General features: G+C 34.3%; 11 protein-coding genes and 1 tRNA gene. 2 read left to right on the top strand and 10 right to left on the bottom strand.

Features of this window, described 5'->3' with window-relative positions:
• Window positions 1-33: 33 nt before the first annotated feature.
• From cheW to cspE, 9 genes are all read right to left on the bottom strand, one after another.
• Complete coding sequence (cheW, locus tag GTK47_RS10380; RefSeq protein WP_023581802.1) at window positions 34-534, bottom strand: chemotaxis protein CheW; 501 nt, start codon at window positions 532-534, stop codon at window positions 34-36.
• A 21-nt stretch (window positions 535-555) separates the two neighbouring features.
• Complete coding sequence (cheA, locus tag GTK47_RS10375; RefSeq protein WP_165122997.1) at window positions 556-2,706, bottom strand: chemotaxis protein CheA; 2,151 nt, start codon at window positions 2,704-2,706, stop codon at window positions 556-558.
• Window positions 2,707-2,741: 35 nt separating this feature from the next.
• A complete protein-coding gene (gene motB, locus GTK47_RS10370) occupies window positions 2,742-3,788 on the bottom strand; it encodes a flagellar motor protein MotB (RefSeq protein WP_165122995.1) in 1,047 nt (348 codons plus the stop codon).
• Window positions 3,789-3,790: 2 nt separating this feature from the next.
• Window positions 3,791-4,684, bottom strand: coding sequence for a flagellar motor stator protein MotA (gene motA / locus GTK47_RS10365; protein ID WP_036935706.1), 894 nt, complete (start codon window positions 4,682-4,684; stop codon window positions 3,791-3,793).
• A gap of 134 nt (window positions 4,685-4,818) precedes the next feature.
• The gene (gene flhC / locus GTK47_RS10360) at window positions 4,819-5,400 is read right to left on the bottom strand and encodes a flagellar transcriptional regulator FlhC (RefSeq protein WP_006533207.1); all 582 of its coding nucleotides are present in this window, start codon (window positions 5,398-5,400) and stop codon (window positions 4,819-4,821) included.
• A 2-nt stretch (window positions 5,401-5,402) separates the two neighbouring features.
• The gene (gene flhD, locus GTK47_RS10355) at window positions 5,403-5,753 is read right to left on the bottom strand and encodes a flagellar transcriptional regulator FlhD (RefSeq protein WP_072063484.1); all 351 of its coding nucleotides are present in this window, start codon (window positions 5,751-5,753) and stop codon (window positions 5,403-5,405) included.
• A 3,722-nt stretch (window positions 5,754-9,475) separates the two neighbouring features.
• Entirely contained in the window at window positions 9,476-10,174 is a 699-nt protein-coding gene (locus GTK47_RS10350) for an MgtC family protein (protein WP_165122993.1), read from the bottom strand.
• 403 nt (window positions 10,175-10,577) lie between these two features.
• Complete coding sequence (dsrB, locus tag GTK47_RS10345; RefSeq protein ID WP_075673852.1) at window positions 10,578-10,772, bottom strand: protein DsrB; 195 nt, start codon at window positions 10,770-10,772, stop codon at window positions 10,578-10,580.
• Between the two features lie 110 nt (window positions 10,773-10,882).
• On the bottom strand, window positions 10,883-11,095 hold the full coding sequence (gene cspE / locus GTK47_RS10340) for a transcription antiterminator/RNA stability regulator CspE (protein WP_004243573.1): 213 nt from the start codon (window positions 11,093-11,095) through the stop codon (window positions 10,883-10,885).
• Between the two features lie 455 nt (window positions 11,096-11,550).
• On the opposite strand from cspE, the gene GTK47_RS10335 reads away from it, so the two are divergent.
• Window positions 11,551-12,057 (top strand): YlaC family protein, encoded by a 507-nt coding sequence (locus tag GTK47_RS10335; RefSeq protein ID WP_165122991.1) that lies wholly within the window; start codon window positions 11,551-11,553, stop codon window positions 12,055-12,057.
• A gap of 155 nt (window positions 12,058-12,212) precedes the next feature.
• Window positions 12,213-12,288: transfer RNA gene (locus GTK47_RS10330), tRNA-Asn, on the top strand.
• A 142-nt stretch (window positions 12,289-12,430) separates the two neighbouring features.
• Here the strand turns inward: GTK47_RS10330 and GTK47_RS10325 are convergent.
• On the bottom strand, window positions 12,431-13,024 hold the full coding sequence (locus GTK47_RS10325; RefSeq protein ID WP_165122989.1) for an NAD(P)H-dependent oxidoreductase: 594 nt from the start codon (window positions 13,022-13,024) through the stop codon (window positions 12,431-12,433).
• Window positions 13,025-13,060: the final 36 nt, after the last annotated feature.

The raw sequence follows: 13,060 nt of genomic DNA, 5'->3' as shown, positions 1-13,060 counted from the left end.
CAGTATTTAGATTATTTTTTAAAAAATAAAAACTTATTTAGCTTGAATTGTTGCGCTATCGACTAATTCCATTTCTTCGCTGTTGAGTAATTTTTCAATATCAACAAGAATAAGCATTCTTTCATCTAAAGTACCTAAACCTGTTAAATACTCAGTAGACATTGTAACTGCAAACTCTGGTGCAGGGCAGATCTGCTCTGGCTTTAGCGTAAGAACATCAGAAACGCCATCAACAACAATTCCCACAATTCGATTTAATAAGTTAACCACAATAACAACAGTATTGTCATTATAAGTTACACTTTCTTGTGAAAATTTAATACGCAGATCAACTATCGGAACAATAACGCCCCGTAAATTAGTTACACCTTTAATAAAGCTAGGTGAATTAGCAATACGTGTAACTTGATCATATCCGCGAATTTCTTGAACCTTTAAAATATCAATTCCATATTCTTCATCGCCCAGCGTAAAAATTAGAAATCCTTGTCCAACAGTTTCACCGGATAATTTCTCGAAATGTTCCGAAGCCATAATCTTATTTTATCCTCACTATTAAATGACTGCGCTTGCAGTTGTATTCTTTTTCTTATTAGTCATTTGTGTATGACTTAAACGTTGCAATTCTGGTACATCAAGAATTAAAGCCACACTACCATCGCCCATAATTGTTGCAGCAGATATTCCAGGCACTTTTCGGTAATTGCTTTCTATATTTTTAACAACAACTTGATGCTGACCAACTAATTGATCTACCAATAAAGCATAACGACGTCCGGCACTTTGAACAATTACCGCAATTGCTTGGGTAATATCGGTTTGAGCACCTTCAATATTAAAAGTACGATGCAATTCAATCAGTGGTAAATATTCCCCTCTGACCTGCAATAATTTCTCATCACCAGCCAATGGATAAATATCATCTTCTTCCGGTTGTAAAGAACTGACTACCGTTCCTAATGGTAAAATAAAGACTTCGTTATGAACTTTGACAGACATACCATCTAAAATTGCTAATGTCAGTGGAAGTAAAATACGAATACGCGTTCCTTTACCCACTTCAAAACTAATTTGAATTTGGCCGCCCATTTCTTGGATATTTCGTTTTACAACATCCATACCCACACCACGACCAGAAACATCCGTAACGACTTCTGCGGTAGAAAAACCCGGTGCAAAGATCAGCATAGCAACTTCTTCGTTGCTCATATTTTCAGAAACTGCAAGCCCAGAGGAAATCGCTTTTTTCAAAATACGTTCGCGGTTTAATCCAGCACCATCATCAGTCACTTCAATACAAATATTACCGCCTTGATGTTCCGCAGACAGGGTTAATTGCCCCGCTTCCGGTTTACCCGCTGCAACACGATCGGCTGGCATTTCAATGCCATGATCAAGACTGTTACGCACTAAGTGAGTTAAAGGATCGATAATTTTTTCAATTAAGCTTTTATCAAGTTCCGTTGAGCTACCAATCATGTTTAGCTCAACTTTCTTATTCATTTTACCTGCAACATCACGCACAACTCGAGGGAAGCGACTGAAAACATATTCCATCGGCATCATACGAATTGACATAACAGATTCTTGTAAATCACGAGAGTTGCGCTGTAATTGAGCAATACAACTTAGTAAATCACTATATATTGCAGGGTCAAGGCTATCACTGTGCTGTGCCAACATTGACTGTGTGATAACCAGTTCACCCACTAAATTGATTAATTGGTCAACTTTTTCAACTGCAACACGAATACTGCTTGATTCTGTTTTTGGCGCAGCAGCTGCAGCAGGTCTTTTCGCTGGTGCTTTAGCCGGTTCTGCTGATGGTGTTACTTTTTCAGCAACTGGTTTTTGTTCAGGTGTCGCTTGCTCTACTTGGCTTTCAACATGAACATCATCAACAGATGTTGTACTTTCTTCTGTAACTGTGTTTTTTTCTGCAACAGCCACTTTTTTAAACGATATTTGTTCTGGTTCAATCACAAAACAAAGTACAGCGCTGATATCTTCTTCTGTTGCAGTAGTTTTCAATATTGCTTCAAGACCATGATGCTGTTTTTCAACTTGGCTAACTTCGCCAAGGTGCTTTAATTCATCAAGCATTAAATCAATATCTGTCTCTTTAAGATCAGACAAAATAATATGATGGTAATAATGTCCATCAGCCGCCATTGTCGATGTTGCTTCGACTATAGCTTCATCTTCATTTTGCACACTTTCAGTGTCAGATGACAAAACAGGAGTTTCAGTCATTGCGGCCTGTGAGTCTGAAGTTTCAGATCCAGCAACAGCCTCAACTTGAGGAGCGGATTGTTCTTCTTTTACATCGAGAGCCAGCTGACGCAACTTCTCACAAATATAGTTAAATGTTTCCTCATCAGGTTCTTGTGAGTTTTTATGTGCATCCAATTGCTGTTGCATAATATCTTTCGCTTCCAGAAACAGGTTAATAATGTCGTCGGTGAGCGCCATCTCATGACGTCTTGCACTATCTAGCAAGTTTTCAAGCACATGAGTGGTCTGTTGAAGTTTAACGAAGCCAAATGTTGCAGCTCCTCCTTTTATGGAGTGCGCACTACGGAAAATCGCATTCATCTGTTCTTGATCTGGGTTTGCAGGATCAAGTAACAGTAAATGCTGTTCCATATCAGCTAACAACTCATCTGCTTCATCAAAAAATGTTTGATAAAACTCAGTAATATCCATCGTTACTCATTCACCTTTACGCGATTACTAACAAATTAGGGGGCTGTTCCCTGCTTTGTAGTAATATTTGTCGATTGTGATGGCAAACTTTCCCCAGAAACTCCTGTTTCAACATTTTCCTTTTTTGATTCGGGAAGCTCAGATGCAGAAGACACAGACGAACCCGTCTGTGTATTTTCTGCTTTTTCTTGTGGGGTTTCTTGCCCTAAAAGTAGAGGTTCAATTTCTGATGCCTCTTTTACTGTCGGTGCAACCCGCTCATTTTCTTGTACAATTTTTTGTTCTGCTTGCTTCGTTAAGACCAGAATACTGATCCGTCGGTTAGCCGGTGCAAAACCATCCTCTTTAACTAAATGAACTGTTGATGCCATACCCACAACACGCAACACTTTCCATTCACCTAAGCCAGCACCAATTAACTCTCGACGAGAGGCATTCGCACGATCCGTTGATAGTTCCCAGTTACTGTATTTAAAAGCACCACTTGCATAAGGAATGTCATCGGTATGACCCGATAAACTGATTTTGTATGGTGTGTCATTTAAAATAGGTGCAATAGCCGTCAAAATATCCTTCATATAAGGTTCAACGGTAGCACTACCGACTCTAAACATAGGTCGATTTGCTTTATCGATAATTTGGATACGTAAACCTTCATCCATCATGTCGATTAATAAATGAGGCTTCAGATCTTTTAATCTAGGATCATTTAAAATGACTTGTTCTAAATTCTCTTTTAATCTGCGGAATTGTTGCTTTTCATTGAGCTGTTTATCTTCCTGGCCTTTTGGCAAGATATCCCCTTCGTTATAAACAGGATCACGCCCTCCTCCAGGAATAGGATTGGTTGCATCCCCGCTAAATCGCCCTTTTTCAATAGCAACTTTTAATGGCGTACGAAAATATTCTGCTACACGAGTTAATTCTTGTGGGCTAGAGATTGAAAGTAACCACATCACCAGAAAGAAAGCCATCATTGCGGTCATAAAGTCAGCATAAGCTATCTTCCATGCACCACCATGAGCGTGATGTTGCTTTCTCCCTCGCTTTTTAACTCGAATGATTTGTGAATTACTCTTCATAATTACTCTTCTTTCATTGCATCAGGATTTGCCTGCATTGGTGTCCGTACCTGACGTACATGTTCTTCCAACTCAATAAAAGAAGGTCTGTCTGCCAGAAAGAGGGTTTTACGTCCAAATTCAACTGCTATCTGTGGCGCATATCCATTCATGCTAGATAACAATGTTGTTTTGATGCACTCCATCATTTTCATTTGCTGACTAGAGCGCTGTCTGAGTCTAGAAGCTAATGGCGAAATAAAACCATAAGCTAATAAAATACCTAAGAAAGTACCAACCATTGCGTGTCCAATTAATACGCCCATTTCGCCAGCAGGTCTATCTGCGGCACCTAACGCATTAACAACACCCATAACCGCAGCAACGATACCGAATGCAGGTAATGAATCACCCATCGCCGATAAACCTGTTGCAGGCACTTCGCTTTCTTCCTCAAAAGTTGCAATCTCTTCATCCATCAGAGATTCAATTTCATAAGGATTCATATTCCCTGTCACCATTAGACGCATATAGTCAGTAATAAAACTGAGCATATAAACATCTTTCATAATGCGAGGATATTGGGAAAAAATGTCACTTTGTTGTGGGTTTTCGATATCTCTCTCTAATGCCAACATCCCGTTTTGACGAGCTTTTGACAATAAACGAAACATGAGTGCCATTAAATCCATGTACATCGCTTTATTGTAATTTGTACTACGAAGTAATTTAGGTAGGATCTTCATTGTCGATACAATTGCTCTACCATTATTACCTACAATAAAAGCACCGATACCGGCACCAAAGATGATTATAAATTCGGCTGGCTGGTACAAGGCGCCTAAACTACCACCGACGAGAAGATATCCCCCGATGACGGCGCTCATAACCACGATATATCCTAAGAGTACTAACACGCGATATCCCTTTAGCTAATTTCGTTATAGAGAGAATGGCGAACATAGCAGCAAGAGATAGGAGGGGGAGAGGAAACGGCTCAGGTTATAGATAACTAAGCTCTATAACCTGATATTTAACTTTCAATCTCGAATCACATTGCAAACTGTTCAAGACCATCCAACAGTTGTAAGTTAATATCGGCAGGATTGGCGGAAAGTTTACGTTTTTTTATTGCGCGAGAAGGTGGCTGGCAAAGACTACAAACATAATTACTAGCTGGCTGGTGTGCGTGTGTAATAAATGAACCATTACATTTGGTACAAACGGAAAGTTGCAACATGCCACTTTCAACAAAGCGTACTAATGTCCATGCTCTTGTTAGTGCTAAAATAGGTTCTTGATCTTTAACAGGCGGACATTGCTCTAAGTATAAACGATAAGCTTTAACAACAGCCTCAACGCCAACACAACCGCCATTTTTTAATAAAAAGCGATAAGCGTTATAGAACATTGAGGAATGGATATTTTGTTCCCATGTCATAAACCAATCCGTTGAAAATGGCAGCATTCCTTTTGGAGGGGGGCTCCCTCTTAATTCTTTGTATAATTTAATTAAACGCCCCCGACTTAATTGAGTTTCACTTTCAAGCATTTGTAAGCGGGCACCCAAGGTGATTAATTCCATTGCTAAGCGAATATCCTTCGCTTCTCGAACGATACTTTTCTCACTCATTGTTATGCCCGTTTCTTTGTCGCAGTAGTATCTTGTTCCGATAACTGACGAAACAAGTTAGAAGAAAGAAGAATGCCAGTATGAATTTGTTGTAAATCATCCACTCTAGATTCTTTAGTGAGTTGTTCTATTGTTTCGCTGTCTTCAAACCGGAAATTACAGATTAGTTGGTTTGTTTCAGCCAACTTAACCAATTGAGGCAATGTAAGCTCTGCCAGTGCATCCGCCATAGCGTCACTAATCCCAAGCCGAAACATTGCAGAAGCCTTTTCTTGGTTAATTAACCTTTGCGCCAAAAGCAAATACGATAAATTTATGTCATAAATATGCTTAAGCAATTCAACCGTACTCATCTCTTTACATCCCGTCCGATTATATTGAACAAAGAGGATCTCCCTAATGAAAGATCCCGAGGAAATTAATATAAATGTAATATTAAATTTCCAGGCCCCATTTTATGAACATGACACGTAGTAACACTACCTTGTATTACTTAGTTACGGTCATTTTCAAAAGTAGCGAAAAAAACATTTAAATTAAAAGTAAACTTTAAATGCTCGCCAATATAGCTCGTTAAGAATAATCCTAACGCGACAACTTTACTCCTTAACGATTAAGTTATTCAACGGATAAAGTAGTCTAATTTAAATACTATGTGAGTCACATCACAAAAAGATAATCATTATTATGGAATTAGTTCATTAACTATTCAAGTGATAAAAGTAATAAAACTTAGTGTAAATTAATAAGCTAATCTACCCAAATTAAAATATTAATGATAATTTTTTATTTTATACGATCTATTAAACTTATAAACCTAAAAATACAGCATAAAAATTTGACAAATCCACAATTGAAGATTTTTTTGATCACAGTAACATATATTGATATATCTCCTCCTCATCTTTATCTAAACAAGCTTCCCAGTTTTAATAAATATTTCTATAGATATTATTTTTTTCATCATTTACGTAAACCTTCAGAAATGATCACTTTTTATTTACAATTTGTTTGAAAAACAACCTATTCTAATTACTTATAGTTATCCTAAATTTTTTCATCATTTAAAAATCAAAATTACCCTTTAAAATCATAGTGATAAAACAATTCATTTATTAAGCAGAACGATAAGTCATATAAAATTAAATTCTTAGTTATGCATCTTCACCCTTAAATCATTGAATATTTATTTCCACATTATTAAAGTTTCAACTGTAATAATACAATTTAACTAATGATTATTAAGTACTATTTAACACTTAAATTACAGAACTCTTAATAAGAGTTTTATTGGCTGTAAATTAGTCACAGAGAAATAATATCCATATATAAATAAGTTTTATTTATGAATTACAGTATATATTATGAGCAATGGGAATTTAAAACCATCACGAGTTTAATATAAAACTAAAAGAATATTTTTAATTTAATTAAATAAAAACACCTGTAACTTAATTATCAATTTAAAAACAGAATATAAAAAATAATACAATATTTAACTTAAGTTAAATTTTAAAAAACAATCATTTTTTTATAAAATAAAGCCATATTTTATTAAAATAAAAAATAAACTTAAAACTTTCTTATTTTTTACTATTTATAGATATATATTAATTAAATAACCCACTATTAATTAAAAATATAACAGACAATAAAAAAAGCATAAAGAAAAAAACAAATTAATAAATCATGTTTTATATAACCACAACTATTTTGTTATAAAAAAGACATTTTTTGAAATATAAATTTCAATTTGATAAAAAAAGATCCCAAGATCTCCAATACAAAGTAATTAATTCATAAAATAATAAGACAAAATATAAATTCTGTTTTTCCTATTATCAGCATTATCTCTACACAATAAATGGCTGTAATGACAAATATGACAATCCAGAGTTAACACTTGTACACATCGACTTTTTCAATGTAAAGACAGAAAAACAAATACGATCAAAATAACATCTTATTGATTATTCTATTGGCATTACCTAGAACTAAAAAATATCAAATGTTACTTTTTGACCCCGAAACAGCTCTTTACAACAATTTATTTTATTCTTACAAATGATGAGCATTGTTTCACTTTTCCTCTTATCATACGGTTAGCCTCTTTCTTTCAACCTAGCTAACACAAGTCTCAAGACATTACAGAACCAAAAGTGCTGACTCGTAACAACACCATTACTTAACAAAAGTTGATGTTGACGGGCTTAGGAGAGTATAAAGATTTAAATATCGATATATCTTTACTTAAAACGATAAAATATATCTCTAAATATTCCTCTATTCTAACCACTAATTTGACTCATTTTATTACCCTTTTTATGAGTAATTTCAAGTTTAAAAAGACTTTTTCTCTCCATCAAAGCCTAATAAAAATATTGATGTATCTAGATAATCAAGATCTATATCTCATTTATTAGATTAATCTTAAAAACCAATAACAGGCTGAGTATTCCATCCTCTAAAAGTGTTCTAAATTTTTGGAAAAGGAAGCTTTTGAAAAATATTGTAACCATATTTTTCAAAAGTAATAATTGAGGCTATTCATGCCGTGAATGCAAATACTTTGTGTATTGCTTTCACTTCTATTGAAATGAGTTACATCGTTTTTTAGTAAGCAAACATGAAATGATTGCTCACCCTTTTATACCGACAATTTTTTAAATTAGCGCTCCTCTTATACTTGTTTTTATCTTTTTTGGTAAATCGAAAAAGGTCAGTAGCACAATTATCCTTTATATATATTTTCACAGTAAATACTAATGACACATCTATTTCATACTAAGATAATTCTCCTTCTGTAATAAGTAAGATTTACATCCTTGACAAAGTTATAAACGATATAGTTTTGAAATTATTATTTTATCGAATGAAAAGAGTGGTGTGGTTTTTCTACGCTTATTATAAGATTACTTATTGGTATCATTTTTTCTACATGGTTTTTACAAAAAATCTTACAATTCTTCAAAAGATTTTCATTCATCATTGATTAGTGATTACAAACAACATACCACAGCAATTCATCAGCTTTACTGTAGCGGTCTAAACTCACTATTTTCCTGAATTTTTCCCCATTTTTTTAGAGTCTAATTTGATTAAATTAAAAACATTACTCAAAAAATCAAACTTAAATTAAATACGACGGGGAATATTGATAAAATTTTCGCCAAATACATTGAAATAATTTGAGAGTATAATTTAGGTATTAAAAAAAAATCCAAGATAATCAATGGAAAACATCGATTTCCACCCCATATTCTATACTGCACTAAGCCCCTTAATAACGACTTTTTGTCCTACAATACGCCTAAGTACCTCATTTAATAAGTAAACCATGGGTAGCAACCGCTTACTTGATTTTAGTTTTTCCTGTTTATTAAAAACAAAATAATCAGAGATAAATCAAATCGGCCTAAAACACGAGATTAATAAAGATGAGAAATCACGCCAAATATACTTGAATGCTGTTCAACATTTTTCATTCATAACTCATTATATACGGGTTAACCACAATATAAATAATTGTACATTAATCAATTTAGGTAAAAATGTTGGTTTTTATTAAAACGAAAATGAATATATTCCACCCTATTGCGTATTTTAATTAGCTTTTTTTGAATACATTTTTCTGTTTTTCATTCCATGAAGTAATAGTTACAGAAATAATAATTACACAAACAAAATACTTTATTTATATATATTAGTAATAATACGTAATACATGACTAAGATCTCATTATTCTCATCAGAGGAGTTAGTTCTTAAATTAAGTATTATGTTGATGCACTAAATAATTTGAGGTTTGGATAGGTAAAAATGAATGATTTACTAAGAACATACAAAAGTATGTAGCTAGTGCGAATAAACGTAATCGCCTACACAGCAGCTTGAAATATGACAGAACTATTACTTACAAATTACAAAGTTATATTCTTTATAACTTTTATCAATACTCATATTCTTTTTTGAAATAATATTGTAATTTGATATCTAGTTAGTATTTCGATGAAAAAAAGCTCCCTATATTCAATATAAAGAGCTTTGATTAGAAAGACATTATTTTCAAAAATCCGTTAAGCAGGATGCTCTGCCGCTATCTTCCAATTAATTGCACTGACACTCTTCTCTAAACTTACTCGACAAACAATCGCTTCTATCTCTTTTTGCTCAGCAGGTGTTGCAAGTAATTCAGCACAAACTTCCAATTGGCTAGGCATCAATGTATCTGCACTACTTAAAGACTGTAATCGAACATGTAGTCCATTTATTGCTTGTAAAATAAGTGTTCTAACTAAAACCTCATCTTCTTCATGACAAATAATTCGTATTGAGTAGCGTTGTTCAATGTCTATCGCTTGATGTTGTGGCTGAGCGTTTATCCGCTGAGCAGCTTCTCGTAATAAAATATTTGCACAAAGAATAAGAAGTGTGGCTATGGTTGCTAATTGATATAAACCTAAGCCACATAACACGCCAATTCCTGCTGAACACCAAAGCGTTGCGGCTGTATTAAGCCCACGTATATTCATCCCTTCACGCATGATCACACCAGCACCAAGAAATCCAATACCCGAAACAACTTGAGCCGCGATACGACCAGGGCTATCTGGCGAAGTTTCTATTGAACTTAAAATAAAAACAGCTGCACCCGTTGCAACTAAAGCATTTGTTCTTAACCCAGCCATTCTTTGTCGCCATTGGCGTTCAGCGCCAATCAAAGCACCAAAACACATTGCAATGATGAGATTTAAAATGTAAGGCGTCATCGTCATGTTTATTTCCTCTACATGATGATTAAAATCGATATGAAAATTTTGCTCTGATAGTTCAGAGTATTGAAATTAATTCATCGCATTAGGTGGAGGAAATAAAGAGAAAAAAATGTAGCACATGAAGTTACCCTTCGTATTTTAGTTGCATAAGGGAAATCATTTGGGTAAGTGCAGAATAGGAATATATAAGAAAGAAATATTACAATGCACTGCCCACCAAAATGGTAAGCAGTTTCAGTAAAGAAAACAGCCTACCAATTATTTTGAATAAAATTATTCTCAGTTAATGGATTTATCATTAACCTACAACTTTGTGTATCCAAGGTGTTTTCTCCTAACTAAAATTTGGCAAAAGTATAAGTAGCTGATTTAAAAATGTAAATGAACCGTACCTAAACGTAAGTCATTTTTGCTGTATTGGTCTAACAAATGTTCCTTCCCCGCCTTCTTTTTCATTAAAAAACCAAATTCCTTTTGGATACTCGGGAAGTGATACTAAATACATTATACCTTCGTTAAATTCTTCGATGAGTAAGATTGTTCCTTCACGATCGTCAATACCATCTGTTTTCACAACAACGCTATCATTAACTTGCATTTTCTCTCCTGATAAATATTATCATTCGCTTTTTCTTTATTTTACCCATAAAGAAAAAGCCTGCCACCATAAGGTGACAGGCTTGAAGAAAATTTTTAAAAGGCTTTAAATTACAGAGCTGTTACGTTAGCAGCTGCTGGACCTTTTGCACCGTTTTCAATTGTGAATTCTACGTTCTGACCTTCAGCCAGAGTTTTGAAACCGTTACCTTGAATGGCAGAAAAGTGAACGAATACGTCTTTGCTTCCGTCTGCTGGAGTAATAAAACCAAAGCCTTTAGACTCGTTGAACCACTTAACTTGACCTTTCATTTTGTCAGACATGTGACTTTCCTATATATCAATAAAACGTTGCCTTCTCGGCATCTACTGGCCTGAACTACCTATAACTTATGGGCACACATGAAGAAAACGGTCAAAAAGCGATGCTGTTTAAAACTCATTAACTTAGAATGTCAATCATAAATCAGGTCTGTATTGAGGCCTTACTCATTAACGCATGAGACAAGTTTAATAGCAATAGTTTTATGCGTCTAAAGATTAAAAAAATGCGAATTGCACATTAAAAATACAATTCTTCCTCTATTTTTATCACTGTGCATAAAATTTATTTGATATTTTATCTCTATTATTAACAACAACTAAGAATATTCTTAATGGTCTAGCAATAACAGTTAACACCAGAATTTAAAAAAACTGTTCTACCCGCTTATCTTGTCTCCGTGATAATCTAGTAATAAGAAACAAGTTTGCAACATTCATCTCTTAAGGTGTTTACAATGAATGTATTAAAAGAAATCTTAGAGCGTGATTTAGACCGGATCAATAAAGCAGAGAAAAGAGACGGGAAACCACATTTTAATAGTCAGTTTTTAAAAAACCATATCTGGTTATGTATCAGCATGGTTCTCTCTTATGTATTACTCGCTGCGTTATTAATTTATTCACCTTACTTTGGTGTTATCTCACTCGTTCTTTTTACTGTGATGTTCTTAGTTATGGCTGGTATCTTGTTATTTGATATTAAACCTATCTATAAATTTGAAGATATTGGTGTTCTCGATTTGAGAGTTTGCTATAACGGTGAATGGTATACCTTTGAAAAACTCTCTGATGAAGCCATAAATGAGATCCAGCAGCACCCAGCGATATCTCAACAAATAAAAGAAGACATTCGTGAGATTATTAGTAAAAAACAAGAAATTCATTTTTACGATGTGTACTTAATGGCATTTGATCCCGTTCAACAATCAATTTCAGCATCACAGTTATCCCCTCAAGCCTGATTGATTCTCCGTGTTACATATAAAACACGGAGAATAACTCCTATTATTTGGCCACTTTGTTGATAAAGCAACCAAACAGATATTTAATCCATTTTTAACGTTGACACTCTGATATATCATCGTTATTATGCGCCTCGTTCTCAAGAGAACTCGCTTCCTCCATAGTTCAGTCGGTAGAACGGCGGACTGTTAATCCGTATGTCACTGGTTCAAGTCCAGTTGGAGGAGCCAAATTTAGAAAAGCCCGCGCTACTATAGTGCGGGCTTTTTGCTTTCTAAATCCATATTGTCAAAATCAGCTACCTAAATCCAATCTGAGTCGTTATCTTGATTGACTAATAGATAGCTAATTTATATCTAGCAAGATAAATATCTAATCAGTGATGCCAACAATTTCTTGTTCTAAGTGTTTTTTATACGCTTTAATATCTTGTTCAATTTGCGGTTGTTTCACCACATCAAACATTCCAAAGGTTTTTAATCCTTCCATACCTAAAAATTGATTCGCTTTATGGAATGGGAAATAGACAGCATCAATCCCTTTTCCTTCAAAGAACTGTTCTTGCTCTTCAAAAGATTCAAAAGGTGCATTCCAAGTTACAGAAAGAAGATATTTTTTGCCTTGCAATAATCCCCCCGAACCATATTTTTTTGAAGGATCTTTTCGTGTACGGCCATCATCAATATACATTTTGCCGTATCCAGCACTAAATACATCATCAATGTATTTTTTTAAGATCCAAGGTCCTTCCATCCACCAGGCTGGCATTTGATAAATGATGACATCAGCCCATAAATATTTATCGACTTCTTCATCATTATCATAACCATCATCAATACGTGTTGATTGCACATTTATCTGATATGAAGACAATAATTCTGTGGCAATTTGCGTCAAATGGTCATTGAGCTTCCCTTCAGACCCATCAAACTCTTTTGCCGCATTAATAATAAAAACATTCGTCACGTCCAAACTCCTTTACATACACATAGTTAATAAGCT

The sequence above is a fragment of the Proteus sp. ZN5 genome, from assembly GCF_011046025.1.
In the GTDB taxonomy this organism is placed as follows: Bacteria; Pseudomonadota; Gammaproteobacteria; order Enterobacterales; family Enterobacteriaceae; genus Proteus.
Note: the sequence above shows the minus strand (reverse complement) of the source record. Positions and strands in the feature narration are given on the sequence as shown.

Excerpts from the sequence above, each read along its gene's own strand:
- cheW (WP_023581802.1), bottom strand. The coding sequence starts at position 534 with ATGGCTTCGGAACATTTCGAGAAATTATCCGGTGAAACTGTTGGACAA.
- cheA (WP_165122997.1), bottom strand. The coding sequence starts at position 2,706 with ATGGATATTACTGAGTTTTATCAAACATTTTTTGATGAAGCAGATGAG.
- motB (WP_165122995.1), bottom strand. The coding sequence starts at position 3,788 with ATGAAGAGTAATTCACAAATCATTCGAGTTAAAAAGCGAGGGAGAAAG.
- flhC (WP_006533207.1), bottom strand. The coding sequence starts at position 5,400 with ATGAGTGAGAAAAGTATCGTTCGAGAAGCGAAGGATATTCGCTTAGCA.
- flhD (WP_072063484.1), bottom strand. The coding sequence starts at position 5,753 with ATGAGTACGGTTGAATTGCTTAAGCATATTTATGACATAAATTTATCG.
- GTK47_RS10350 (WP_165122993.1), bottom strand. The coding sequence starts at position 10,174 with ATGACGATGACGCCTTACATTTTAAATCTCATCATTGCAATGTGTTTT.
- dsrB (WP_075673852.1), bottom strand. The coding sequence starts at position 10,772 with ATGCAAGTTAATGATAGCGTTGTTGTGAAAACAGATGGTATTGACGAT.
- cspE (WP_004243573.1), bottom strand. The coding sequence starts at position 11,095 with ATGTCTGACAAAATGAAAGGTCAAGTTAAGTGGTTCAACGAGTCTAAA.
- GTK47_RS10335 (WP_165122991.1), top strand. The coding sequence starts at position 11,551 with ATGAATGTATTAAAAGAAATCTTAGAGCGTGATTTAGACCGGATCAAT.